At 48.3% G+C, this 26,593-nt stretch carries 26 protein-coding genes; 14 read left to right on the forward strand and 12 right to left on the reverse strand.

The genetic code is table 11. From position 1 onward, the window contains the following. Positions 1-62 precede the first annotated feature (62 nt). Positions 63-1,616: a SulP family inorganic anion transporter gene (locus tag HR45_RS04295; RefSeq protein WP_037440025.1), complete on the forward strand. Its 1,554-nt coding sequence runs from the start codon at positions 63-65 to the stop codon at positions 1,614-1,616. An 86-nt stretch (positions 1,617-1,702) separates the two neighbouring features. On the opposite strand, the gene HR45_RS04300 is transcribed toward HR45_RS04295, so the two are convergent. Further along, positions 1,703-2,608 (reverse strand): bifunctional methionine sulfoxide reductase B/A protein, encoded by a 906-nt coding sequence (locus HR45_RS04300; protein ID WP_037440371.1) that lies wholly within the window; start codon positions 2,606-2,608, stop codon positions 1,703-1,705. Positions 2,609-2,822: 214 nt separating this feature from the next. Between HR45_RS04300 and HR45_RS04305 the strand changes: the two genes are divergently transcribed. Both HR45_RS04305 and ylqF read left to right on the forward strand, forming a co-directional pair. Further along, the gene (locus HR45_RS04305) at positions 2,823-3,662 is read left to right on the forward strand and encodes an isopenicillin N synthase family dioxygenase (protein WP_037440026.1); all 840 of its coding nucleotides are present in this window, start codon (positions 2,823-2,825) and stop codon (positions 3,660-3,662) included. Between the two features lie 148 nt (positions 3,663-3,810). After that, the gene (gene ylqF / locus HR45_RS04310) at positions 3,811-4,752 is read left to right on the forward strand and encodes a ribosome biogenesis GTPase YlqF (protein ID WP_037440027.1); all 942 of its coding nucleotides are present in this window, start codon (positions 3,811-3,813) and stop codon (positions 4,750-4,752) included. 84 nt (positions 4,753-4,836) lie between these two features. Here ylqF and HR45_RS04315 read toward each other — a convergent pair whose 3' ends face one another. Together HR45_RS04315 and HR45_RS04320 are read right to left on the reverse strand one after the other, a co-directional pair. Beyond that, positions 4,837-5,337 carry a low molecular weight protein-tyrosine-phosphatase gene (locus HR45_RS04315; RefSeq protein ID WP_430742016.1) on the reverse strand — a complete coding sequence of 167 codons (501 nt, stop codon included), beginning with the start codon at positions 5,335-5,337 and terminating at the stop codon, positions 4,837-4,839. Between the two features lie 24 nt (positions 5,338-5,361). Continuing rightward, entirely contained in the window at positions 5,362-6,240 is an 879-nt protein-coding gene (locus HR45_RS04320) for a DNA ligase (RefSeq protein ID WP_037440028.1), read from the reverse strand. 173 nt (positions 6,241-6,413) lie between these two features. Here HR45_RS04320 and HR45_RS04325 point away from each other — a divergent pair, with 173 nt between their 5' ends. Beyond that, entirely contained in the window at positions 6,414-6,791 is a 378-nt protein-coding gene (locus HR45_RS04325; protein ID WP_037440029.1) for a diacylglycerol kinase, read from the forward strand. 1 nt (position 6,792) lies between these two features. Here the strand turns inward: HR45_RS04325 and hdfR are convergent, their stop codons facing one another. After that, positions 6,793-7,638, reverse strand: a complete 846-nt coding sequence (gene hdfR / locus HR45_RS04330; RefSeq protein ID WP_037440030.1) for an HTH-type transcriptional regulator HdfR — start codon at positions 7,636-7,638, stop codon at positions 6,793-6,795. Between the two features lie 112 nt (positions 7,639-7,750). Between hdfR and HR45_RS04335 the strand changes: the two genes are divergently transcribed. After that, a complete protein-coding gene (locus tag HR45_RS04335; RefSeq protein WP_037440031.1) occupies positions 7,751-8,200 on the forward strand; it encodes a MaoP family protein in 450 nt (149 codons plus the stop codon). 82 nt (positions 8,201-8,282) lie between these two features. On the opposite strand, the gene HR45_RS04340 is transcribed toward HR45_RS04335, so the two are convergent. Further along, entirely contained in the window at positions 8,283-9,836 is a 1,554-nt protein-coding gene (locus HR45_RS04340) for a M28 family metallopeptidase (protein WP_052074521.1), read from the reverse strand. A 190-nt stretch (positions 9,837-10,026) separates the two neighbouring features. Between HR45_RS04340 and HR45_RS04345 the strand changes: the two genes are divergently transcribed. Then, complete coding sequence (locus HR45_RS04345; RefSeq protein WP_037440033.1) at positions 10,027-11,052, forward strand: GGDEF domain-containing protein; 1,026 nt, start codon at positions 10,027-10,029, stop codon at positions 11,050-11,052. Here the strand turns inward: HR45_RS04345 and HR45_RS04350 are convergent. The 4 genes from HR45_RS04350 to pdsO all read right to left on the reverse strand — a co-directional run bounded on the left by HR45_RS04350 (position 11,042) and on the right by pdsO (position 15,947). Then, entirely contained in the window at positions 11,042-12,241 is a 1,200-nt protein-coding gene (locus HR45_RS04350) for a 1-acyl-sn-glycerol-3-phosphate acyltransferase (RefSeq protein WP_052074485.1), read from the reverse strand. The two genes, HR45_RS04345 and HR45_RS04350, sit on opposite strands and share 11 nt — an antisense overlap. A gap of 135 nt (positions 12,242-12,376) precedes the next feature. After that, positions 12,377-12,973: a class GN sortase gene (locus HR45_RS04355; RefSeq protein ID WP_037440034.1), complete on the reverse strand. Its 597-nt coding sequence runs from the start codon at positions 12,971-12,973 to the stop codon at positions 12,377-12,379. Next, the gene (locus HR45_RS04360) at positions 12,970-15,177 is read right to left on the reverse strand and encodes a marine proteobacterial sortase target protein (RefSeq protein ID WP_052074488.1); all 2,208 of its coding nucleotides are present in this window, start codon (positions 15,175-15,177) and stop codon (positions 12,970-12,972) included. The genes HR45_RS04355 and HR45_RS04360 overlap by 4 nt, the downstream gene beginning before the upstream one ends. Before the next feature lie 20 nt (positions 15,178-15,197). Beyond that, positions 15,198-15,947 (reverse strand): sortase-associated OmpA-like protein PdsO, encoded by a 750-nt coding sequence (gene pdsO / locus HR45_RS04365; protein WP_037440035.1) that lies wholly within the window; start codon positions 15,945-15,947, stop codon positions 15,198-15,200. Between the two features lie 216 nt (positions 15,948-16,163). On the opposite strand from pdsO, the gene pdsR reads away from it, so the two are divergent. Together pdsR and pdsS are read left to right on the forward strand one after the other, a co-directional pair. Beyond that, on the forward strand, positions 16,164-16,859 hold the full coding sequence (gene pdsR / locus HR45_RS04370; RefSeq protein WP_037440036.1) for a proteobacterial dedicated sortase system response regulator: 696 nt from the start codon (positions 16,164-16,166) through the stop codon (positions 16,857-16,859). A gap of 8 nt (positions 16,860-16,867) precedes the next feature. Continuing rightward, positions 16,868-19,024 carry a proteobacterial dedicated sortase system histidine kinase gene (gene pdsS / locus HR45_RS04375; protein WP_037440379.1) on the forward strand — a complete coding sequence of 719 codons (2,157 nt, stop codon included), beginning with the start codon at positions 16,868-16,870 and terminating at the stop codon, positions 19,022-19,024. A gap of 72 nt (positions 19,025-19,096) precedes the next feature. Here the strand turns inward: pdsS and HR45_RS04380 are convergent, their stop codons facing one another. Continuing rightward, positions 19,097-20,026, reverse strand: a complete 930-nt coding sequence (locus HR45_RS04380; RefSeq protein WP_037440037.1) for a ZIP family metal transporter — start codon at positions 20,024-20,026, stop codon at positions 19,097-19,099. A gap of 409 nt (positions 20,027-20,435) precedes the next feature. On the opposite strand from HR45_RS04380, the gene HR45_RS04385 reads away from it, so the two are divergent. The 6 genes from HR45_RS04385 (at position 20,436) to HR45_RS04405 (ending at position 23,663) form a co-directional block, all read left to right on the forward strand. Continuing rightward, entirely contained in the window at positions 20,436-21,617 is a 1,182-nt protein-coding gene (locus tag HR45_RS04385) for a cystathionine beta-lyase (RefSeq protein WP_037440038.1), read from the forward strand. Positions 21,618-21,814: 197 nt separating this feature from the next. Then, positions 21,815-22,084: a YihD family protein gene (locus tag HR45_RS04390; protein WP_037440039.1), complete on the forward strand. Its 270-nt coding sequence runs from the start codon at positions 21,815-21,817 to the stop codon at positions 22,082-22,084. An 84-nt stretch (positions 22,085-22,168) separates the two neighbouring features. Further along, a complete protein-coding gene (locus HR45_RS04395; RefSeq protein WP_037440040.1) occupies positions 22,169-22,381 on the forward strand; it encodes a hypothetical protein in 213 nt (70 codons plus the stop codon). Between the two features lie 83 nt (positions 22,382-22,464). Further along, on the forward strand, positions 22,465-22,905 hold the full coding sequence (locus HR45_RS19220) for a GFA family protein (RefSeq protein WP_081933375.1): 441 nt from the start codon (positions 22,465-22,467) through the stop codon (positions 22,903-22,905). 58 nt (positions 22,906-22,963) lie between these two features. After that, positions 22,964-23,251 carry a hypothetical protein gene (locus tag HR45_RS04400; protein WP_037440041.1) on the forward strand — a complete coding sequence of 96 codons (288 nt, stop codon included), beginning with the start codon at positions 22,964-22,966 and terminating at the stop codon, positions 23,249-23,251. Positions 23,252-23,342: 91 nt separating this feature from the next. Then, entirely contained in the window at positions 23,343-23,663 is a 321-nt protein-coding gene (locus HR45_RS04405; protein WP_037440044.1) for a DUF2834 domain-containing protein, read from the forward strand. Between the two features lie 507 nt (positions 23,664-24,170). Here the strand turns inward: HR45_RS04405 and HR45_RS04415 are convergent. Together HR45_RS04415 and lpdA are read right to left on the reverse strand one after the other, a co-directional pair. Beyond that, complete coding sequence (locus HR45_RS04415) at positions 24,171-24,800, reverse strand: ArsR/SmtB family transcription factor (RefSeq protein WP_206537882.1); 630 nt, start codon at positions 24,798-24,800, stop codon at positions 24,171-24,173. A 116-nt stretch (positions 24,801-24,916) separates the two neighbouring features. After that, a complete protein-coding gene (lpdA, locus tag HR45_RS04420; protein ID WP_037440047.1) occupies positions 24,917-26,314 on the reverse strand; it encodes a dihydrolipoyl dehydrogenase in 1,398 nt (465 codons plus the stop codon). Positions 26,315-26,593: the final 279 nt, after the last annotated feature.

Here is a 26,593-nt window from a genome sequence, read left to right on the forward strand (position 1 = left end):
TCTCTATTCTGTTAGTATGCGCGACCTTATTTGAACCTTAACGCTTGGAAGATGATCACTGCATGTTTGAGTTAAATCGCCACAAGACCGCCAGTTTGCGCGCTGATGTGCTATCCGGCCTTACCGTTGCCCTCGCCTTAGTGCCAGAAGCTGTCGCTTTTGCCTTTGTCGCCCATCTGGCACCTATGGTCGGTTTATATGCCGCATTCATTATGTGTTTTGTCACCGCTGTATTGGGCGGACGCCCAGGGATGATTTCGGGTGCAACAGGCGCAACTGCGGTGGTGATGGTTGACCTTGTGGATAGTCATGGTTTGAACTATCTATTAGCCGCGGTGGCTCTTGCCGGTGTCTTTCAACTGTTGGCCGGGATTTTCCGCCTCGGTAAGTTTATTCGCATCGTGCCAACGCCAGTAATGGTCGGGTTTGTTAACGGCCTGGCGATTGTGATTTTTCTTGCCCAGTTAGCCCAATTTAAAACCAAAGGGCTCGATGGTGAGATGCACTGGATTGCCAGCAGCGATATTCAGCTTATGCTGGGCTTAGTGCTGCTCACAATGGCCATCATTCACTTTCTCCCCAAATTAACCACCGCTGTGCCCTCGTCGTTAGTGGCGATTTTAGTGGTCACCGGATTAGTCGTAGGCTTAGATCTGGATACCCGCACTGTTGTGGATTTTCTGCGTAATATGAGCGGTGACGCGAACGCTACAATCGCTGGCACGCTGCCAAGCTTCAGCATGCCTGAGGTGCCGCTAAACTGGCATACGCTCTACGTTGTGTTGCCCTATGCATTAATCCTTGCGTCGGTCGGCTTGATTGAATCTTTGCTGACACTGACCGTAGTAGATGAGATGACCCAAACTCGTGGGCAAGGTAACCGCGAATGTCTCGGTCAGGGCACTGGCAACCTTATCAGTGGATTCTTCGGAGCCATGGGGGGCTGTGCCATGATCGGTCAATCGATGATCAATATTAACTCTGGCGGTCGTGGCCGTTTGTCGGGCATTACTGCTGCCGTTGCCCTGCTTTGCTTTATTTTGTTTGCGGCTAGTTTTATCGAGATGATCCCGCTGGCGGCACTCGTCGGTGTAATGATGATGGTGGTACTTGGTACCTTTGAATGGGCCAGCTTCAAGATGATGCGCAAGGTGCCTAAGCATGATGCATTCGTGATTATATTGGTCACCATAGTGACGGTATTTACCGATTTGGCGATTGCGGTGTTTACTGGAGTTATCGTTTCGGCCTTAGTGTTTGCTTGGGAACACGCCAAGCATATCGAAGCGCGTCGTACCGATGACAACGGCAAAACCTTGTATCAATTGAAAGGTCCGCTGTTCTTTGGTTCTACTTCCTCTTTCTTAGAGCTATTTCACGCCGAAGCAGACAGCGACGAAGTGATTATCGATTTTGGCCGTTCACGGGTTTGTGATCACTCAGCATTGGAAGCAATTGATACTCTGGCTGAGCGCTATCTGAAATTAGGTAAGAAGTTGCATCTGCAACACCTTTCTGAAGATTGTAAGAAGTTGCTGACCAAGGCTGGCGATTTGGTTGAGATTGATATGGTCACTGACCCCACCTATCGTGTCGCTGATGACAAGCTAGCGTAACCCTTAGTCGTCATTAAGTTGCCAAAAGGGAAGCCATTGCTTCCCTTTTTCGTGACAGCTATTCAGCTGTTATGTAGTTGCAATGCTTAGGTTTTAAGATAACTGCTGAACTTTTCTCTAATCTTCGCCACTTTAGGGTTAATCACCACGGCACAATATGGCTGCTGCGGATGTTGCGCAAAATAATCAAGATGCTCATCTTCTGCACGATAAAACGTCTGATAAGCAGCGATTTCGGTGACAATCGGGACAGCAAATACCTGTTGTTCCGTGAACTTGTTGATCACGTTATTGGCGATTTCAGCTTGCTCATCGCTATGCACAAAAATAACCGAACGATATTGAGTCCCGACATCATTGCCTTGTCTATTAAGCGTAGTGGGATCATGACTGGCAAAGAAGATGGTTAATATCTCTTCGTAACTGATGACCGAACTAATAAATTTAAGTTGTACCACTTCAGCATGCCCAGTATCCCCACCGCACACTTGTCGATAGTTTGCAGTACTGGCATCGCCGCCAGCATAACCGGGTAATACTTCCAATACTCCTTCAATGTCCTTAAATACCGCTTCGGTACACCAGAAACAACCTCCGCCCAAGGTGGCAATATTGTCTTGTTGCGGCGCAGAATCCTCTTCCAGTGCTTCAAAACTCATTGAGACCGAATTCACGCAATGACGTATATTTTTCTGCGTCAATTGCTCGCCTTCAAAGACATGCCCAAGATGACCGCCGCAGCTGGCACAGACAATCTCAGTGCGCATCCCGTCGGCATCAGGAACTCGCGTTACCGCACCAGGAATTTCATCATCGAACGCTGGCCAGCCACAATGCGCCATAAACTTGTGTTCCGACAAAAATAACGGTGCGCCGCATTTACGGCACAAGTAACGCCCTTTCGCATTGTGATGGTAATACTGGCCGCTAAATGGCCGCTCAGTACCCTTTTGTTCAATCACGTACTGTTCAAACTCATTTAGAGGTTGCATCGATTTCATGTGCACTCCTGCATTTTCCCTGATAGCCGCTCTAGGTAGATTAACGGCACTCGCTGTGATGTAGATCACTTTACGTTGCCGCACAGCGGACATCAAGGTAGACTTGCGCCGCACTCACGCCCCGACTAAACCTTGTACAACACAGTGAAAAGATGGTGTGTTAACGCCACAAAAGTCAGGGCATATTTTAGAGAAGAGTATAACGATGAAACTTGAAACCATTGATTATCAAGCCGCCGATGCGCCGCAGCGCTTTGTTGAATCACTGCGTACTACTGGGTTTGGTGTCTTGAGTAACCACCCTATTGCCAAACCGTTAGTTGAACAGATTTACCGCGACTGGCAAGCCTTCTTTCTATCGGATGACAAGCAACAATTTCAATTTAATCCGGCCACTCAAGATGGCTTCTTTCCCGCCAGTGTTTCCGAAACGGCCAAAGGCCATACGCTCAAAGATATTAAAGAGTATTTCCACGTCTATCCTTGGGGGCAGATCCCGCCTGCGCTCAAGGACAATATTCTTAAGTACTACCAACTCGCCAATGAACTCGCTGCACAACTACTCGATTGGGTAGAACAATATTCTCCTGAAGAAGTGGCACAACACTACCGTGAACCGCTATCAAACATGATCAAAGATAGCCAGAAGACGCTACTGCGCATTCTGCATTATCCGCCGCTCACCGGTAATGAAACACCGGGCGCGATTCGCGCTGCAGCACATGAAGATATCAATCTACTCACGGTATTGCCCGCAGCTAACGAGCCTGGGCTGCAAGTGAAAGGCCGTGATGGTGAATGGATTGAGGTACCGAGTGATTTTGGTAATCTGATTATCAACATTGGCGATATGTTGCAGGAAGCGTCTAACGGTTATTTCCCATCAACCACCCATCGCGTTATTAATCCGCAAGGTGCTGATATGAGCCGCTCGCGCATCTCGTTGCCGCTGTTTTTGCATCCTCGGCCGGATGTGGTGCTATCAGATCGCTATACTGCAGATAGCTACTTGATGGAGCGTCTGCGCGAGTTGGGTGTCATATAATGCTTTTGCATGGATAACGCCAGCATGACGCGGCGTTATCCACCACGACTCTCTTTGTTTAGGTCATACAGTGCTCAATCACCAGCCGTGATTTTTATCGGTGGGAATAGTACAATACGCGCCTTTTTAAATTCAGCAGGATAAAACAATGGCGATTCAATGGTATCCCGGGCATATGCACAAGGCTCGCAAAGAGATCGAAAAAGTGATGCCGCAAATCGATCTGGTCATTGAGGTGCTCGACGCGCGTATTCCTTATAGCAGCGAAAATCCGATGGTAGCGCAGCTGCGCGGCGACCGGCCTTGTATCAAACTGCTGAATAAATCTGACTTAGCTGATCCTGAAATTACCGCGCGCTGGATTGAATATCTCGAACAAGAGCAAGGTGTTAAAGCACAGGCCATTACAACATTGCAGCCCGGAATGGTAAAAAAGCTGCCAGAACTTTGCCGTAAGTTAGTGCCCATCGAAGAAGGCAGTGTAAAAAATATTCGCACCATGATTATGGGGATCCCTAACGTCGGTAAATCCACCATCATCAATCTACTGGCCGGACGGGTTATCGCCAAAACCGGTAACGAACCCGCAGTAACCAAGACGCAACAGCGCATCAATCTAAATAACGGCATTGTGCTGTCTGATACCCCTGGCATTTTGTGGCCTAAAGTCGACAATGAAGCGAGCAGCTATCGCCTCGCGGTTACTGGCGCCATCAAAGACACCGCGATGGAATACGACGATGTGGCATTGTTTGCCTGTGAGTATTTCCTCAACGCCTATCCCGATGCGATGCAAGAACGCTTTAACTTAAAAGAACTACCGCAAAGTGATTTCGAACTGTTAGAAGAGATTGGTCGTCGTCGTGGTGCGCTGCGCGCCGGTGGACGCGTAGATCTACACAAAGCCTCGGAAGCCGTGCTTCACGACTACCGCTCCGGCAAAATTGGCCAGCTATCTCTGGAAACCCCCGAGATGGCGATTGCGGAAAAGATTGAAGTAGAAAAAATGTTGGCGGAGAAGGCTGCAGAAAAGGCACGACGCAAAGAAGAGATGAAGCTAAAGCACTCAGGGAAACGCCATCAAGGCTAACAGTGCCAATCGGGTAAATCATGCGATAAAAAAGGGAGCTAATGCTCCTTTTTTATCGACCACGCGATTTCATCAGATGTCGATTTATGACGATTGATTGGCTTGTTGGATCTGGCTAAATAAGCCCGTCATCGCTTTGTCCAACAGATCCAGCACCTGCTCAAATCCATCTTTTCCGCCATAGTAAGGGTCAGGCACTTCACGAACTTTACTATCAGCAAACGCCATTATCAGTACCAGCTTATGTTGATATTCCGCTGGGCACCGCGCTTGTAGGTCCGCTAAATTTTGTCTATCTGCCGCTAAAATAACGTCGAATGTCGCAAAATCCTCATCACGCACTTTGCGTGATGAGATGCCTGAAAAATCAATACCTCGGCGTTCTCCCGCTGCGCGTGCCCGGCGATCAGGGCCTTCGCCCTGATGATGTCCAATCGTTCCGGCAGAATCTATCGTCAGCGCCAAACCGAGCTCAGTCGCTTTCGCCCGAGCAACCGCTTCCGCGGTAGGTGAGCGGCAGATATTCCCTAAACATACAAACAACAGGCGGCTGACCTGTTGCCAATCAATGGTGGATGCAGACAAAAATACACTCCATCAGCAGCGATGCTAATTCGCATCATGACTTAATTCATAATCCAATCTTACGCGAAGGAACCGAGCAAACCTAGGTTTGCCACTAGAAGTAACGCCGTTGTGCGCAAAGGTAATCCAACTACCAATCGCAGGTGGCGTGCGCCGCTCAGCATCACTAAAGCCTGTCCCAATCTTAAAGCGGACACCCTCCGCCGTTTCCACCAGTAATGAGCCCATCATGCCGGCGTACTTTCCATTGCCAGGTAACACCGCCAGCACCTTAGCTTCGGCGTCATCCACAGGCTTGAATTTAAATAGGTATGGACTGCGCCCTGCTACAATCGGCGCATTTCGCTGATGCAATACCAAACCTTCACCACCACGAGTGACAATATCATCTAAACGCTGTTGCAATGCATTCACGTCGGTACCACGCGTTTGCGGAATAACACGCAAGTATGGTGTCAGCCGCTCAAACGCCTGAAAATGGTGGTAACGTTGTTCAAAACCTCCCGCCGCTGCTGGCGCGTCAAACAGCCAATATTGAATTGTGCGCCATGCATCATCATCCGTAAGTCCACGAGCAATAAGCGAGACCTGATCGAAACTGCTATAGCCTCCCCACAGTTCACCTTCCAAAGGTTCGTCAGGAAATCCCTTTGTAAACCAATGCGGTGCAGCAATAATCAATCCTGAGCGGCTATAAAGCCGTTCGCCATCCCAGCGCGCCCGCACGCCATCAAGCTTCTCGCTGACCAGAAAATCTGACGGGGATGATTGCGCTTGCCATACGTTAGCGAGTTCGGGATTGGGTAAGTTGTGCAGTGACGTCTCATCGGCACTGATTGATGAGGTAGTACACAAAAACGCAGATAAAAGAAGCAAACGAATATAGGGGTTCAACAAAGACATCTTTGGCCTCCTTGCCTTAATGGTTTGTTAAGCAAGTGTAGTTGAAATATGCGCTTTGTTTCGCCCCGCAACGCGGGAAAACCGTTTGAAGACTCAGCTAAGGTGCTATACTGTCGCGGTTTTTCTGTGCTTAGAATTAAGTAATTAACCTAACAGGAACTGACTAGCTCACCATGAAACCTGCCAATAACCACGGTCTGAAAAGAGTTTTCCGCGCCACTGGATTTTCGATGAAAGGGCTAAAATCAGCATGGCAGCATGAAGCTGCATTTCGTCAAGAAACCATTCTGGCATTGTGCATGGTACCGATTGCACTGCTGGTGCCAGTCACCACAGTTGAGCGCCTGCTGATGATCCTCACGGTGTTTATTGTGTTGATTGTCGAGCTGTTAAACTCTGCAGTAGAAGCTGTGGTTGATCGCGTCGGCGATGAAATCCATCCGCTGAGCGGCCGTGCAAAAGATATTGCATCTGCCGCAGTGTTTATCAGTCTGTTCCTCTGCGGCATTACCTGGGTGACCGTGTTATGGCCGTTATTTACCGGCGCATAAACTAGACACCCCGACGTAAGAACTCCACCGCGCGCTCTATTTCCGTCAGGCGTTCATTGTTCGCCAGATAGGAGATATAAACATTACGGCTTATTGTCGGGGCATTACCCACCCAATGTAGTGCGCCCCGCTCTATTTCTGCTTGCACCATATTCTGTGGCAAAAAAGCTGAGCCACCATTATTCAATAAAAAATCCAGCGCAATGCGCGCCGAGCCCGTGTGCAAAATCGGCAGCGGTAATGCAGCAAAGTCACGGGCATGTTGAATATTGAAGGCTGTTCCCCAATCCACTTTAATGTATTGTCGCGAGCGCAACTCATCCACGTTAGCGGCAGGCTCACTGCTGACCAGCGATAACACCACTTCACCAATCTGCAGCAATTCGAACTCTTCCAGCTTAGGCGGATCAAAGGAGATGGCGATATCGAGCGTACGCTCCATCAACTGCCGCGTCATCACAGATTGGGTCAAGACTTCAGTACGCAACGAGATACCAGCCATGCCGCGATGCAGCTTTTGCAAAAACTCCTGCAAAAAGGCGTCCCACAAATTAGGTGCAGCACCAATGGCCAGCTGCACCGACTGATGCTGGCTCAAGGAGACATCTTGCTTGGCACGCTCCCAGGCCATCAACACGGCCTCTGCATGAACCAACATTCGTTCACCGGCAGGTGTCGGCTGAATGTTGTTGCGTTGACGCTCAAACAACTCAACGCCCAAAATAGTCTCTAACTGTTTGACGCGAAACGATACTGCGCTGCGCGTTAGAAACAGATTGTCGGCCGCCTTACCAAAATGGCGGGTATGAGAAACTTCCAGAAAGGTTTTTAGTAGATCCGTATCCATAAAAAATATTTCAACGTGCAGGCAAAATTTTTTTGATTTATTTACGCATAATACTAGCCAATACTCTGCTTGCAAATCATCGGTTAAGGTAAATTTTGCAAGGATTGAGACTATGTTAAGCACAACTTCTACATCATTACCCCATGCAGTTTTGGTGAATGCAGAAACTGCGACTAGTTTTTCATCTGATCGTCGTTTTTACGACGACGCTAACTTTCCGCGCGGCTTCAAGCGCTCAGGCGATTTTACGCATAAAGAAGCTGAGTTGTTAGAAACCTATGGTGTGGCTATGCGCGCTCTAGCCAGCGGCAGTCGCAGCGCAATCAATGAAGAGGAACAGCACTTTATTGATGCTGCTAAAGGCCACACCGCTCCGACAAGCACCTTGGAGAAGCTATGGCAGAAGTATTTAAAACTGTCCATGGGTAAACCTTTTTATGCGGTTGTCGGCACCACATTGATGAAAGCCAGCAGCCGCAGTGAGTCCTCAGTCGACACGATTGAAGCCGATATAGAACTCGCTGAAGACAGTGATGAAACCATCGTTGAGGATGTTGAATAACGCCCTAACGCACGTTAATGAATCTAAAAAAGGAGACCTATAGTCTCCTTTTTTGTGACTTACTGCCGTTTATCGATGTCGATTAACGACCATCCTGCCCACGACGTTTTTTAAAGTCGGACTCTTCGAGCCATTTAGGCCAATCGCGGTTATGTGACAGCGTATCAATCACATCGCTGATCAAGCCCAAGTCTTGTTTAACGCCGTCTAAGGTCCAATTTGGATCATAGTCATCCGCCGCTTGGTGATATTTATGTGGAATATAGTCAGGGTCAGTATCCCCCAAACTCATAAATAGCAGTCCTGGCACTCCTTGCTGCGCTAACGCGAAATGATCTGAGCGGAACATTAACCCATTTTGCGGACGTGGATCTGGGTTTACATGACGGCCCTGCTTCTTGGCGGCATCAGCCATGTACTTTTCTAGCTCAGAAACGCCATCGCCGTAACGCAAAATATAATCCACACTTTTCCCCATATTCATGCCATCAATATTGAGGAATGACACCAACTGCTTGGTTGGTACCGGAGAATTTTCAGCAAAGTACTGAGCACCAATCAAACCGGTTTCTTCAGCAGTAAAATCAGCAAATAAGATAGAACGTTCAGGCGCGTCTTTACCCGTCAGGCTCTTAAAGTGACGCGCTAAGTCGAGCACGCCTGCAACACCTGAGGCATTATCTACTGCACCGTTATATATAACCGGTTTACCATCAACCATCTCCTTGCCAAGATGATCCCAGTGCGCATGCATCACAATCCATTCATCAGGATATTTTGTCCCACGCAGCAACCCCGCAACGTTGTGCGATTCTGCACGTTCAATGCGGTTTTTCAGGGTCAGATTAGCCTTCATATGCAGCGGAATGGCTTTAAAGCCGGGCTTTTCAGCGGTATGTTTGATTTGGTCAAAATCGATGCCCGCTTTTGCAAAAATCTTCTGCGCTACATCATGTTGGATCCAGCCCATGATGCCGACTTTCGACATGTTGTCGTTGTTATCCACTAAGGTGAAACGTGTGCTGGTACCACCAGCACGCACCACATTCCAGCCATAAGCTGCTGGCGCGGTTTCATGCACAATAAACACGGCCTTAGCACCTTGGCGGGCGGCTTCTTCATACTTGTATGTCCAACGACCATAGTAGGTCATGGCATTGCCTTTAAACACCTTGGGATCCTGCGTCGCAAAGCCCGGATCGTTCACCAATACAATGACAGTTTTGCCTTTAACATCAAGGCCCGCGTAGTCATTCCATCCGTATTCAGGAGCATTGATACCATAGCCAACAAACACGACATCACTGTCTTTAACATCCACTTCTTTGGCCAGCTGTTCAGTACGGGCAATAAAGTCATCTGCGAGCTTAAAGGTTAAATCACCCACCTTTAACTGCATGTCTTGGTTAAGCGGCGTGATTTTCGCCATCGGCACTTTCTGCAAGAAGCTCTTGCCAAATGCAGGCTCCAAGCCAATATCTTTAAAGGATTTTTCCAGATACGTGAGAGTAAGCATTTCCCCTTTGGAGAGTGGCGCACGACCTTCAAATTGGTCGCTTGCAAGGGTTTTCACGTCATTGCGATAAGCTTGTTCATGAAACTGATATGGCGCGGCGGAGAGCACTGGCGCCAGAATTAGGCCCGCAAAGCCCAATACGGAACGGTATTTCACTGACTTTTCCTTCGTATTGTTATAAATAGCAATTCATTCTAACAGCGAATATCATCACGGCAATTGCTACGGCAGACAGCTAAACTAAAAATTGTAATTTCTTGTTCCGGTGTCAAACCAACAACATATTTAGCGAAAATTTTCAGGATTTTTTATGGCGCTTTCTCTGTTACAGCAGGCCGCTCAATACCTCAAAAAAGCATTACCGCTGATGCTCAAGTATCAGATCCCAACAACCCCGACTAACTATGCGCTCTGGTACACCTATGTCAGCGAACAAAATGACCAGTTAAACGGTCAGCTTGATGCCATCGTCAATCAATACCAAACCTGTCCACCATCCGCAGCAGAAGCGTTATATCGCGAGCATATTGGCAGCCAGCAGGAACTGGACACCCGTCAGCTCCGCCAAAGTATGGAAGCGATGGCGACCGAATTGTCGCAATCCATCCGTGATACCAGTAGTGATACCTCGGCTTTTCGCGCCAAGTTAGATAAGAATTTCGGTAAGTTAAATCAACTTGAACAGGAAGCCACCAGCTTAGATCAAGTCATGGATATGGTGCGGTTACTGGTCAAAGACTCAGATGATATTCTGCATCGAACTGACTATTTTCAACAGCAATTAGATAAGGCCCAGCAAGAGATTGTCACCCTGCAACATAAACTGCTGGCGGCAGAAAAGGACGTGATGTTTGATGCGCTGACCGGCTGTCACAACCGTCGCGCTTTTGACCTCGATTTTAAAACCTTACTCAGAGATACGCCGAAAGGCATCTGTGTCGTCATGTGCGACATTGACCATTTTAAACGTATCAATGATACCTACGGCCATGTGCTCGGCGATCAGGTACTAAAAGCGGTAGCCAACCGCTTAAAAGAAGGTTGCCGTGACAGCATGAAGGTTTACCGATTTGGCGGTGAAGAATTTGCCATTATTGTGCCGAGCAGCCAATTACAGGTGGCACGTCATCAGGCAGAGTCTTTACGACGTAGCATTGAGAAAGTCACCGTAAAGGACCGCCGTAAAAACAGCACCATCAGCAATATCAGTGCATCATTCGGTGTCGCCGAGTGGCAAATGAAAGATAGCCTCGCAAAGCTGTTAGAACGCGCTGATGCACAACTTTACGAGGCTAAACGTTTGGGTCGCAATCGCGTGATGCCGATTAGTGGATAGCGGCAGCTTCGGTTAACTGCAGCTGATCGTCAACATCGTCGGTGGCGCTGTCGTTGTTCAATAGCTCATGGCGTTGATTAGCGACCGGCCGTGCATACATCTGTAACAGCAAAGCGGCTTCTTGCGCGCTTAGGTGTTGCATACGTGTATTCAACATCTGTTGCGCCTGCTGCTCGTCAGCGGTTGCAGGTTTAGCGTTATCGTCTTGCAGTTTTTTGTACGCAAACTGATTGCTGGCTTGCACGCGATACAACTGCCAAATCTGTTCATTAATCGCATTTGCGACCGCTTCGGCAGATTCATATTCGCCTTGCAGCGGCTGCCCGAAGGCCAAATGAATATGCCCTTTTTGGCCAGTAAAACCTGCAACAATGCTATCAATATCTTCGCTGTGTTGCTTTTCGTAACAACCTGATTCGGCGATGCAGTGCAACTCTTTGGCTTTCGCCACGTCACATGGATCCCATTCATAAGAAATAGCGACAGGCACGATATTGAGTGATTTCACATAGTCGGCGAACGGCTCTGCTTTCGGGCGGTTCAGTCCCAACATAGAGATCACCGCCGGATTAGTACGATCGTCGCCATTTTTGGCACGTCCTTCCCGCTGCGCAATCCAAATATGTTCATTATCGACCGTCAACGATTGGTGGATAAACGCAGATAGCTGTTTGGAAGCTTTAAGCTTTTCTCGCGGGCTTTTTGCGGAGCGTTTCACCACAAAACTTTTATTTACCCGGATTAAGTCTTCAACGTACTTCTGCGTCATCAAGTTATCGCCCACGGCGATACGAATAGTGCGTTGGCCGTTTTCGTGCAACGCATAGTTGACGAGGGCTGGATCTAACACAATATCGCGATGATTACTGATAAACAGACAAGCACGATCCTGCGGCAGATACTCAACACCGGAAACCGTCATATCGGAGACCGTACGCGCCTTCATCTGCTGCAGATACTGCAACACCATCAATTGCACGTCATGCACAGTGTTAAGCTTGGCCGCTTTTTTGGTTAAGCCCCAGCGCACCAGCGGATAGGCAATCCAAGGCACAATCCGCGCCAAGGTGGGAAAACGTAAATGCGCCATCGCGCGAATAAAATCTGGCGTTGCTAAAACCCGCGCCAGCACTTCATTGACTTCAGAGTCAAAATAGGGACGAATATCGTCAAAATTACTGTTATTCATTCTGTCCGTTTGTGATTACTGCCAACAGCAGCAACTGATTAATTAGGCATACAAAAAAACACAGGCAATATTACCACTGCCTATGTTTATCGCACAACGCGGACAAGTAAACCTGTTATCAGTCAATCTGTTATCTCATGCAGAATGTTGCATTAACGGCATAACTTGTTCATCTGCCTGCACTAAAAAGCGTAATTCAGCGCCACCAGTCAACGCATTGAACGGATAGCAGGTCAACAAGGTGAGCATCGGTGCCCCTTGGTCTTGTAGCCACTGCGTTTGTGATTGATGCACTATCATGGTCGAGCGAATACGATAGTAATGCTGCTCACCATCCATGGCTTGCAAACGTATTTGTTGGCCCTTTTTCGCATGCGCCAAGATGGCAAAATGGGTATCACGGTGCCCAGCAATCACAGTGTTCCCAGCCTCACCTGCCGGTGAACTCGACAACAACTGCGCTGGGCCAAATGCCAAATTGCGGCCACTGGCACCGGCCAGTACGTAAAGAGGTGGATTGTCGCCAATCCACAACTTACCAATAGGATGGGTATCCGCCCAAAACCAAGGTTTATGGGGCGCTCCGTCATTCAGGGTTTTATCCCAGGCTTCTTCAATCAGATATTGAGCAAACATCGCCTTGGCTTGCATATAACCTCCTTTTACCAATGCGGCGGCACCGACTAACAACAGCAGTAGCGCGAGCCAACGTACACTGATATGCCCCGTCATAACGGCAATTCGCTTTTACGCGGACGATTAACGACCACAAGCACTGAACCTAAAGCGGCGCACAGCAACCCTAACAGCAGCCAGAGACGGCTATTGGTCCCCGTTTGCGGCATAGTACCCACGGGACGCTGCCAACCAGCAGGTATTCTATTGGCGATGTCTGTCTCGATATTCTGATCTGCCGCCGGATTAACTGGCGTCACGTCCACTGCCACTAAGCTGGTATAAGCGCTCACTAGGTGATACTTCATGGCTAACGCGGTGACTTGGCGCTCAGTGCGGTCGCGATTACTGCTATCTTGCGCGAGTTCCAAGGCTCCAATCTGGGCCCGCGCCCATAACAGATCCAGGCCAGTTGCTTGCTGACGCGGTGCCAGCGTTAATTGCTGCTGCCAAAATTGGCCATCGACATAACCGGAGACAATCAATGCTTGATGGCGCCCTTGCGCTTGCTTCAAGCTCACAACCACGGGCTCGCCTAAATAAAGATCGGGTATTTGAGCGGGCCAATAATCAGGGACAGTGCCATCTTCATTACGTAACTGAACATCCGTTACCACTGGCGCGGATATCTTGTTAAGTAACGCGACGGTTTTGCTGGCAACCTCTTGGGAACTTCCGATATAGGTAAAAGTCCCCCGCCCAGCCTGCGCGGCACGCTGCATAAAATAGCTATTGGGGGCACTTCCTATGCCGACAGTAAATAGCCGACTATCCCCCAAACGCTGGCGAATAAAGTCAAACAACTGTCGTTCATTACCCACAGCGCCATCGGTCATAAAGATCACCTGTCGCAACACGCCAGGCGCAAGCTGCTGGTCTAATGGCAGCGCTTGCGCTAATGCGGGGGCCATGTCGGTGCCGCCATCCGCCTGCAGCGAGAGCACAAATTGCTGCGCGCGGCCGATATTCGTCGCGGTTGCCGCTAAGCTTTGCGGCGCGAGCGCAACCACGTCAGAGCTAAACGCTAAAATATTAAAGCTGTCCTGAGGACGTAAACTGGTGAGCGCATAACGCACCGCATCTTTGGCTTGTTGCATCGAGGCGCCACTCATCGAGCCCGACTTATCCACCACGAGCACTAACTCACGGCGAACCTCCCCTGCCGGCTTTGCTTGTGGCGGCATCAACATCAGTAGACTGTAATCTTGTGGCGTAGCAGCGCGCTGCGGCGAGGTCGCGCCTTGGTTGTCTGGAGCACTGACGTTATGCGTTTGCCCCTGTTGACTGAATAACACCGCTTGCGGCGCAGTACCATTGGCGGGTTGCCACTCAAACACAAAGTCACGTTCAGCCACGGCAGGTTGTGCTAAAGCGAGTTGCTCGCGATTACCATCACTGGTGACTAACTTCATATGATGAGTCGATGAACCCGCACTTTGCAGCGTAAGCCCCGCATCGAGTAACACTTGAATGTCGACCTTGCCAGCGGTTCGCGCCTCATCCTCAATAGTATGCTGCGTGCCGTTAATTGCCGGCATTAATATCGGCCCCATGATGTCAGCCGCTGCTGCACTATCTTGAACCTCAATTGCGGCGGGTAAATAACGTGGGGTGTAAGTCATCGGAAAACGTACCGATAGTGCGCCCTCGCGATAGTCCACCTGTTGTTGATAGCTAAAGCGCACCACAATTGTTTGTCCTGGCCCCAGATTGGCGACTTCCGCGGTAAACAGATTTGGCCGCTGCTGGCTTAATAAGGATGCCTGCTTACCCTGCTTTTTCGCTTGTTCAAAGATCTGTTTGGCTTGCTGCTTTGGCTGAATTTGTCCTTCAATCACCCGCTCGCCAATTTGCATGTGCAGTGAGTCGACCGCTGCATTTTGCGGTAGCGGAAACAGATATCGACCGTTTAACCAATCTTCACCATGGTTAGTGTAGGTCTGGGTTACCGTCACGCGGTTAGTCCAACCGGTAATGCGCATATCCACCTTAGTGGTTAACTCAGGTGGCAGCACTTCACCATTAGCGCTATACAGCTGCAAGCTGCCGCTACCGGGCCAATCGGGATTAATCTGGCGCTGAACTGTCGATTCTGACGCCATAGCGCTGACCGAGTTGAGTAGGTTAAACAGCATCAGTGCCAGCAGCATTAATCCTGCGCTAAGAAAGCCATTGATAAACCACTGTGGTGCTTGTTCAACCTCTGCCAGCGCGCTGTCGCGCTGGCGGTTGGCGTGTTCCATCTGCATTGCATTATCCATGGATAAGCTTCTCCATTCGCCTAGTGGTTGCGATTTGCGGCCATAGCGGCTTCTGGGCTTTGTAGACGCAGTGATACGCGACGGTCAAAGAAATTCGACTCAGCCGATTGCTCTGCCATCAACGGCGCAGTATCACCAAAGGCTTTGGTATTTAGACGTGCGGCTGCAACACCATGCTGCACCAGATAGTCTTTTACCGCTGCCACACGCTGTTCCGACAAGGCTTGGTTCTTGTCTGAATCGCCGCGACGGTCTGCATAGCCAGCTAAATCAAGCGTTAGCTCAGGTGCCATGCTCATGGCGAAGGCAATATCATCCAGTTGCTTAGCAAAATGCGGTTCAATTTCATAAGTACCGGTACGGAATTGCACATCCATACCAATCGTCAGTTCTTCTAACTTGGCAGCGCGAGCGGTTTGAATCGATTTTAACTGGCGCTGCGCATCAGCATATTGTGCTTGCAGGTTTTCCAGTGACAGCTGACGCTCATTCAATGCCACAATCTGTTGTTCCTGCTCCGCCACGGTTTGTGCCTGTTGTTTGATGTAGTCGTCATCACCAACAGACTTACCCATCAAGGCGCCGGCGAAGCCACCGATGACCGCACCGATAGGACCACCAACCAAAGCGCCTGCAGCTAGGCCGCTACCTAAACCTATTGCGGTCTCTTTTTCTGCGTGCGGCGCGCCCTGTTCGGCCGCCATGGCGGGCGCAGTTGCTGATAACATCAGAGTTGAAACGATCAATGTGGCGACGATGTGCTTTTTCATAATCAAATTCCTTGTTGTTTAATGTTCATGTTCCGCAGCGGCGGCGTTGTTTCGATGGAGTCATTAAACAGCAGGCAAATGGCAATAGCGGGGAGCAAAAGTGGCACTTCGCCGATGAATTGTGGCAACAAAATGGCAATGCATTGTCAGCACTTTTTTCAGCGTCAAATTGTTGTATAGTCAGCCCTAATTGAAAATTAGGGATTTGACGCAGCAATGAAACGTATCGCCATCGTCGAGGATGAAGCGGCTATTCGCGAAAACTATAAAGACGTATTACAAAATCAGGGCTACAGCGTGCAGGCCTATGCGAATCGTCAGCAAGCCATGCAAGCGTTTAGTACGCGGCTGCCCGATTTGGCCATTATTGATATTGGTCTTGAAGATGAAATCGACGGCGGTTTTACCTTGTGCCAAGCGTTGCGCGCCATGTCCAATAGTTTGCCGATTATCTTCCTCACCGCGCGTGACAGCGACTTTGATACTGTGTGTGGTCTGCGTCTTGGAGCCGATGACTATCTCAGCAAAGATGTCAGCTTTCCGCATCTGTTAGCACGTTTAGCCGCGCTGTTCCGTCGCAGTGAGCTCGCTGCCGAGGCGGAGCAATCAGCCGAGCAATTGATGGAGCGCGGGCCACTAACCATAGATGCTAATCGCATGCAGGTGAGTTGGGATCAGCACCCTATCGAATTGACGGTGACAGAATTTTGGATGGTGCATGCCATGGCCAAACATCCCGGCCATGTGCGCAGCCGCGGCGATTTAATGCAAGAAGCCAAAATCTATGTCGACGACAGTACAATTACCTCGCACATCAAACGGATTCGGAAAAAATTCATCGCGATAGATGCTAATTTTGATTGCATCGACACTGTGTATGGCATGGGCTATCGCTGGGATAGCCACGGGTGAAATTCATTATGTATCATCCGCCGATTGGCCTGCGCACTAAAACCTTAGTGTTATCGTTGTTTCTGCTAGGACTGCCGTGGCTTGGCTATAAGTACGTGTGGGAGATGGAGAAATACCTGCGCTACGGTCAAGAAAAAACCCTGGAAGGCACAACGCAGGCGGTCGCTACTGCGCTGCACGAACGGCCAAAACTGTTTGATAAGCAAGCCAGCTTTCTCAAGCAGGTCGAGAAAGGCCGCGATCTTTATGCCTATCCACTTAATGGCCCGATCCAGCTCGATGGCAAACTGAGCGACTGGGATGAGTACCGTCATAAAGCCATGGATTACGGCAGTGACAATCGACTTTTCCTCGCCGAAAACAGCGATTCCACACTGCATTTTCGCCATATGGTAGGCAAATATGCCGGCTATCTGTACGGCTTTTTTGAAGTGACCGATGCGCATGTGGTGTATCGCGGCCGCAATAGTTTAGCGGTTGATCGCAACGACATGTTGGCGATTGCCACCTTAGCGCCCGATGGAAAATTCCGCCGCTATGTCGTGGCCAATATGCAAGATGGCTGGCTCAGTGCTTTTGAACTGCCGGAAGACCCGAGCCTTGATGTGCCAGTATCGCCGGAAAATCGGATTCAGGGACAATGGCGAAAAACCGCCACTGGCTACAACATCGAATTACGAATGCCACTGGAAATGGTCGGTTCCAAGCTTGGTTTTGCCATCCATGATGTTAACAACCCCAGAACGCGAGATATCGCCGCAATTGTCGGCACTTCGGCCACTGACAGCGCCGATAAGCTGGGTACTGTGCTGGTGCCATCACCCGAAATTGAAAGCATTATCAAAGGGATGGGTCATAACAACTCACGTATTTGGGTCGTGGATATTCACGGTCGAGTGCTGGCAAAATCGGGCAACCTGCACGATGGTGGCGGCGTTTGGGCGGAAGCTGAAAATGAACCACAAACCTTCTGGACTCAGTTCCAGCAGAAATATCTCAACCCCCTCTATTACAAGATATTGACCCGTCCGCCGGACGATTTTGTCGATACGTTAAAAGACTCCACCGAGCTTAAAGGCAGCCATATTCAACAAGCACTTGCTGGCAAGATGGCATCCACATGGCGCTTAACACAAGATAACAAAGCGGTGGTTTTGGCCGCAGCCAGTCCGATTTGGATTGACGACAAAGTCATGGGCGCGGTGATCGCCGAAGAAACCACTCATGGCATTCGCACCCTGCGTAACCGCGCGTTGGAGAAACTGTTTAATATCATCCTGATTGTAATGAGCATCGGCACTCTGAGTCTGTTCTTCTTCGCCTCAAGTATTTCTGCGCGGGTGCGCAAGCTACGCGATCAGGCTGAAAAATCTATCGACAGCCAAGGGCGTATCCGCAATGCGATTGTGCCATCACCGGTGCGCGACGAAATTGGCGATCTCTCACGAAGTTTTGCCAATGTGGTTGGCCGCTTAAGTCAATACACGCACTATCTGGAAAATATGTCATCAAGACTGTCACACGAGCTGCGTACGCCGGTGGCCGTGGTGCGCAGCTCGCTAGAACACTTAAGTTTGCAGCCCATCGATAGTGACGCGATGAAATATGTTGACCGGGCACAGGAAGGCGTAAAACGCTTGTCGCTGATCCTCTCCAACATGAGTGAAGCCACACGTTTGGAAGAATCGCTGTCGAATGCCGAAGCAGATCAATTCCCGCTCAATAAAGTGATCAGTGGTTGCGTGGCGGGTTATCAGATGACCTACCCTAATGAGCAATTTGCGTTTACTGCCACCAGCGAACCTATGATGATGCTTGGCGTACCGGAATATATCGCGCAATTGATGGATAAGCTGATCAGCAACGCCATTGAGTTCCACACTCCGGGCACAATTGTGCAAGTTAAGCTAATGCAGCAGGCTAAACATGCCATTCTGACCGTGGAAAACTTGGGCCCATTATTACCAGAAAATATGGCGGAAGAGATTTTCGAGTCGATGGTGTCAGTGCGCAGCCAAAGCGCTCAGCAAAAGCCCCATTTAGGCTTAGGCTTGTACATCGCAAGACTGATTGCCGCTTTCCACGGCGGGAGTATTCGTGCCACCAACTTAGCGGACGGCACTGGTGTTGTATTCACGGTGACCTTACCGTTGCAACCCAGTTAATGGTTCAGCGGACAGCATGAAACATACTAAAAAGGCGCTCAGTAAGCGCCTTTTTAGTTGTGAATGCCACAATTAACCGAGTGTCGTATCGAGGATCATCATTAACGCAAAGCCCACCATCAATCCTTGCGTTGCCAACATTTGGTGACCGTTTCGATGGGTTTCAGGAATCACTTCATGGGACACAACAAACAGCATGGCTCCGCCCGCCAATCCGAGTCCGATAGGATATGCCAACATAAAGCCGCCAGCTAAGCCCACCCCTAACAATGCGCCTAATGGCTCCAGTAGACCCGTTGCACACGCGACCAGTACCGAAAATAGCGGCGCAAAACCTACCGCCCGCAGCGTTAACGCTACCGCGAGGCCCTCGGGAATATCTTGCAGCGCAATGGCCGTGGTGAGCGGTAAGCCAATCGACACATCCCCCTGAGCAAACCCTACGCCTACCGCCATACCTTCAGGCAGATTATGCAGTGCGATAGCAAACACAAATAACCACGCACGGCCGCAGCGTTCATTACCCGGTCCACAAGGCCCGGTTTGTACGTGCTCGTGAGGCGTAAAATGATCTAACCCCATCATCAAGGCGACACCAATCGCCATGCCAAAGATCACCAATCCACCACCGGCAATATTACTGCCAGTGATCTCAGTCCCCGCTTCAATGCCTGGCAATAGCAACGAAAAAGCAGCGGCAGCTAACATCATGCCCGCGGCAAACCCGAGCATTGAATCTTCCAGCTTTTGCGGAATTGATTTCAGTAACAATGCAGGAATGGCCCCGGCACTCGTTCCCAAGAAACACGCCAAGCCACCTAATAAGGCGTACTGCACAAACTGATGCTGCTCGGGTGACTCGAGCAATACACTGCTCTGCAGCAACAAGGCAACAATCAATAACAGCGACCCGAGCAGTCCACTCGCCATTAATGGATGTGTCCGCGCGTGCGCTTTTAGTACCGACCACCATGACGCATTTTTTTGAACACCAACTTCCATACTTTTCCTCGCATCACATGCGTTAAATTTATTTGGGGATACGACACAGGAGCTTCACACAACGGCATGCATTCGACTAACGAGATTACGTTATAACATCGCGGATTTTTTATTGTTTGATACAACTAAACGAACGGCATGGCCTCATTCCACTCTAGCGGTGACGGCGCACGCTGTCATATTGAATCGTTCGATTAGTGCAAACGATCATAACTATACAACGGGCGTAATGTCAGCGTTTGCATTAACTGTTAAGGCGTGCTTGAGAATTTTTCATTAGCGAATTTCACTATTCCCCGCCGACAAACCAATAAATAAGGTGTTAAGATGCCAATCCTTAAATGATTTCATCGTGTTTTGCCCCAATTGCTGACAAAACATCATTAGCACTACGCAGTTAGAGTCCTACATGAAAAAAGCCACAAAGATCGTCTCGCTCGGACGCGATAAAAAATGGAGTAAAGGTGTTGTTAACCCGCCGGTAGTACGCGCATCTACGGTGATTTTTGACAGTCTGGAACAGATGAGCAAAGCAGCGGCTGGCAGAGGCAAAGGCGAACTATTTTATGGTCGTCGTGGCACCGATACCCATTTTGCCCTGCAAGCGGCCATTGCCGAACTAGAAGGTGGCGCAGGTACTGCGTTATATCCATCTGGCGCCGCCGCCATCAGCGGCACATTATTGTCGTTTCTCAAAAGTGGCGACCATCTGCTGATGGTCGATAGCGTCTACGAACCCACTCGCGATTTGTGCGACAAAGTACTGAAAGGTTTTGGTATTGAAACCACCTATTATGATCCGATGATTGGTGCGGGTATCGCCGAGTTGATTAAGCCCAACACCAAGGTGCTGTTTCTGGAATCTCCCGGTTCTATCACGATGGAAGTGCAGGATGTACCCACCTTGTGCCGCATCGCTCACGAACACGGTTTGATGACCATGCTGGATAACACTTGGTCATCACCGATCAACTGCCGTCCATTTGAACTGGGTATCGATATCTCAATCCAAGCCGCCACCAAATATATTGTCGGTCACTCAGATGTGATGATGGGGACTGCCACGGCGACCGAGCAATATTGGGAGCAGCTGCGAGAAAATAGCTATCTGCTGGGCCAATGTGTTTCTGCCGATGATGCATATCTGGCGCTGCGCGGTCTGCGCACCCTCGGCGTGCGTATGGCGCAACAGGAAAAAAATGCACTGGAAATCGCCCACTGGCTCGATGCCCGAGATGATGTGGACCATATCCGTCATCCGGCATTTGCCAGTTGCCCCGGCCACGAGTTTTTCAAGCGTGATTATCAAGGCAGTAACGGTCTGTTCTCGTTTGTACTGAAACAAGGCGGCAATAAAAAGGCGATGCAAGCCTTTGTTGAAGGGATGGAACATTTCAAAATGGGCTTCTCTTGGGGCGGCTATGAAAGCTTGATTCTGGCGGAGTTTGGCATCGAGAAAATCCGTACCGCTACCCAATGGGACAGCACTAAGCCTATGTTCCGTGTTCACATTGGCCTTGAAGATACCGAAGATCTGATTGCTGATTTAGAGGCTGCCTTTGCGCGCTATCACGCCGCGCTAGCCAACTAAATCCTGCGTCAACGCTGCACAGTGTTAATAGTGCGCTATTGTCACCGTGCAGCGTTTTTAATATCACAAAACCTCTCTCTGCTTTTTCCCTATCGCTCGCAATTTCGTCCTTTTCTGCGCACAAATTAAGCCAAAGTCTTTGCAGCACTAGTCGCGACTGATACTCTAAAATCAATTGCTTATCAGGAGATCGCGCCATGAACTGCCACCGCATTAATGAACTACTGGAAATGCTCAATCCCGCTTGGCAAAAAGACCCCAACCTTAATCTGGTACAGTTTTTACAAAAGCTGGCTGATGAAGCAGGTTTTAAAGGTGAGTTAAGTGAGTTGTCAGATGACGTGTTGATCTACCAACTCAAAATGCGGGATACCGCCAGCGACGCCCCTATTCCCGGCATCCAGAAAGATTACGTCGAGGATTTCAAAACTGAAATCCTCCGCGCGCGCGGTATGTTGGATGAATAATCACAAATTCAACCAAGAGCAATATCATCAACCAATTAAGACTGATGTCTAACATACTCTAGATACGAAAAAGGCGCTTGTAACATGCATATTAACGCAACACTCTTAGGTCAGGTCATTATTGTACTGGCGATTATTATGGCAGTTCTTGGCTACTACTTGGGTAAACGCAAAACTCAAATGCCGGTGCTGACCTCTGTAATCGGCTTCTTCAGTGCTTTGTTACCTCCGCTTGCACTCATTTTTTTAATTGTGCTGTTAGTTAAAAATGATGTCCAAGCCAGTGCCGACAGTTAATGTGGTTGCCACCAATATTTCTGCTGTAAGCCACTTACGCTGGCAGTGAAGGTTTATTGTTAAACTTACCAAGAGCTAATTAAATGAAGGGAATTTGTAACTGTGGTGCAGTGGCATTTAAGGTAGAAACAAAGGTAACCGGCTTATATCAATGCCATTGTCAGTTGTGTCAAAAGCAATCGGGCTCAACCTCTAATACTGCCGTTATTGTCCCAGCATCGAGTTTTAGGTGGGTACATGGTCTGCAATCCATTACTCACTGGAAAAAAGATACCGGTTTCACTTCTGATTTTTGCAAAATATGCGGCAGCCCGGTGCCAAACAAATTAAGAGATACTGATTTTTACTGGATTCCTATGGGATTAGTCAGTGACTGTGATGTAGCCATTATTTCGCATATCTGCTGCAGTTCAAAAGCGAGCTGGGATGTGATTGCTCAGGACGGATTACACTTTGATGATATGCCAGAAGATTTAGACAGGTTTATCAGTCGCCACACCCAAACAGAACCATCAGGGACATAACAATCGAGTTGACGCCTCACGGCATCAACAGTAATAAACTATGGAAAGGAAAAGTGACATGGGGAATAAGGACAATCAATCAGTCATCAATACATCACGTAAATTTATTGGTTGGTCATTAGCGACGATTGGCGCTTTAGCTGTCATCACCATATGTGCTGTAACGGCTTATCAAGCTTTTTGGATGCCATCTGAATTCAGCATCTCTGGCGCTGGTGACATCACTACAACAACACATGGCCAAGGCATACAGACGTTATTTTCAGCCCAGCTTCCACTTGCCGTCTTTCTTATCATTTCTGCAATTGGGCTAAGGTTCGTTTCTCAGTCAAAGAAGCCTCATTAGCTATTTGATGTTGAAGACAATGGTGCAGTACGCGCCCTGAATGAGCTAAGCACTGCGATACTTTACCCTGTTCAATGGCAAGGATAGCGTTATGCAAAAATTCTATCTGTTGGCGACAATTCTCGGCGCACTAGTTCCCTATGCAGCCTTTGTTCCCTGGTTGACGACACATGGCGCAGACCTTCCATTATTCCTCGCGGACGCTATCGCCAACCCGATTAGTATCTTTGCGTGGCTTGATGTGTTGTTTGCCGCATTGACTCTGCTGGCGTTTATCGTGTCGAACGCCATAAGCGAGAAGATTACGCATTGGTACTGGGCGCTATTTGCAACGCTGCTGATCGGTGTATCTTGCGGATTACCTTTATATCTGTATTTGAAAGAACGACACAGAGCAAGCTTGTGTAGCTAAATCACATACTGAATAGATTGAACAACTGAGGTGCTATGCCAATTAAAAAATGGATGATTCAATACAGCGTGGCATTACCTGTTATCGCTATATTGCTAGCGACCATACAGTACCTTAAAGGCCGAGATCTGGGATATTCAATCATCTTTGGAGTGCTTTGGTCATGTATCACGGTTGCTATATTTGCCGCCAGACGCGCTTATAACTACCGTAAGAATATCGACTGCATTGTGTGCAATGATTTATCCCATAAAACTCATAAAAATAATGACAAAAATTAACAATGCCGATATTTGTAACGCCAAAAAGCCACAGTAAAAAGAATAGCTATTTTCTTGTTCAGCCGGGTAACACGCTTTTGGGACAATTTCGTGTTAGAACTTTTACACTAATGAAAGCATTTCAGATTACCAAAAGTATGGAAAAGCTTTAAACCTGTGGCCAGTTTTACTTGACCACTACACTACAATGCAATCTCTCATATGAGAGATTATATTGGAGACAAGATTAGCTGCGAGCGAGAGGAAAACCAGCACCAGCCCATTCATTGAGGCCATTTCGATACATTTTTACGCCGTATTTCTTTCTCACCAAAAGCTTCATCGCATCAATGGCTTCAATGCAATAATGCCCTTCGCAGTAGACGATAATCTGCCGATTTTTCTCACTAAAGGTTTCACTCCAACTGTAGAGCGCTGAAACCGGAATAGAAATCGCTGCGGGAATATGCGCCAAGCGATATTCATCTTCGGCTCTAACATCTATCAGTAGGGTGTTGTCATTCTCGAGTGCTTCTAATAAGCCTTTTAAGGTAATACAGACACTTGCATCGGTGAGGGGAGATATTTCACGTTCAATTCGCGAAACATCCATAATATTTTGGGCGAGCTTCAATACCTCGTTATTACTTAAGCGATAGAAAATCCGCTTTCCTTCTCGACGCGTTGTCACTAGTCCTTGAGTTCTCATGACTCGCAAGTGTGCAGAAACAGACTTCAAGCCAATGTTCAAAGCATTTGTCAGATCTTCAACACAGCGCTCTTGATTGGTTAATAAATCAATCAATTGAAGTCGACTTTCATGGCTCATCGCCTTGATAAATTCGGCTGCATCTTGGTAACTGCTTTGATTAAACACTGAGATTTCCGATTACATTGGAGGTCAATATCTCGCTAGTTTAACAGCTACGTACCTTTGTGTGTATAAGCGCCCCATGCCACGTATATTCACGGGGCGCGCAATATCACCAGCGATTAGTGGTTATACATCTTGTAGATTGCATTGCCAAAGACGTCTTCAGCAGCTTCCAATATACCTTCCGCAATGGTGGGATGACCGTGGATGGTATCCACAATGTCATCGATTGTGGCATTTAAGTTCAACGCTAGCGCGGCCTCATGGATCATGTCGCTCGCTCTTGGGCCCAAGATGTGCAGCCCAAGTACTCGATTGGTTGTCGTATCAACAACAAATTTAACCGTGCCGCGCTGCTGAACAATCATCGTTTTCGCATTAACAGCCAAATCGGCTTTACCAATTTTGATATGAGAGAAACGCTTACTGGCAGCGCTTTCAGTCAGTCCGACTGTAGCGAATTCTGGGCTCGTATAAACACAGGCAGGGACAGCTAAATCGTTAAAGGGCTCTAGTATGTCGCCCGTAATGTTTTTAGCGGCAATCATGGCATGTTTAAAGGCAACATGTGCCAGCATATAACCGCCGGTGCAGTCACCAATGGCATAAATATGAGGCACATTGGTTTGCATATAGCGGTTAACCGCAATCGCACCATTTTCGATTTGCACGCGAGTATGCTCTAAGCCAAATCCGTGGACTAATGGTTTTCGCCCGACGGCCATCAATACCTTTTCGGCCTTGATTGACTTAAGTTCACCTGCAATATCAAAGCCTACGTTTAATTGCCCAGAGCTTTGTTCAATTTGAGCAACACGTGCAGAGGTGTAGATATCAATCCCTTCTTCAACAAGCTCTGCAGCAAGTTGACTCGAAAGCTCTGCATCCATATGCGGTAAAATATTATCGCAAGCTTCAATGATCGAAACTTTTGCACCTAAGCGACTCATTAACTGACCAAATTCGACACCGATAACACCACCACCAATAACAACAAGAGCCTCTGGCACCTGGGAGAGTGATAGCGCATCGTCACTGGTGATCACATTCGGAAGATTGGCGCCAGTGATAGGAATCGATGAAGGAATAGAACCTGTAGCAAGAATCAGCTTATCAAAATCGATAAGTATCGTTTCACCGTTGTTCAATACTACAGAGGCTTGTTTTTCTGAGACTAACTCAGCAGTTCCATAAACAACCTCAACCCCTTTACTACTGACAATGGCATTAACACCTTCAGTAATGGTGTTGATGATCTCATTTTTGCGTCGCTGCAATGCTTCGATGTCGACTGAAGCGTTATCGACTTTCAATCCTATTGCCGCGGCATGTTGCAACTCATAATAAACATCCGTGGTATGCAATAGTGTTTTTGTGGGAATGCAGCCTTGATGCAAACAGGTTCCACCCAATTTGTACTTCTCGACCACAATTGCGCTCGCACCATATTCTACAGCCTTGATTGCTGCGACATGCCCTCCGGGACCACCACCAATAACAAGAACGTCAGTTTTCATAATGACTCCTAAGTTACAATACAATATTCTATAAATCTGTAGATTATTAGAGCATTGGAAATACAACTTAGTAAGTCGTTTTATGCAGATTAGCGTAAGGGGTCACAATCAATGTGCTGAATGGTACGTATATCTACATGATTTATTTGAACTTAATCAATTAAGTCAGCTTGAATTAAAACATCATCAGCAATGATGTCATTCAACATCGGTTAGCAGCGAGCACGGTTAGCTAAACTCAAATATTTAAAATATAAATCATAAAGTTAGAAGGTTTAC

Source organism: Shewanella mangrovi (assembly GCF_000753795.1).
Lineage (GTDB): Bacteria > Pseudomonadota > Gammaproteobacteria > Enterobacterales > Shewanellaceae > Shewanella > Shewanella mangrovi.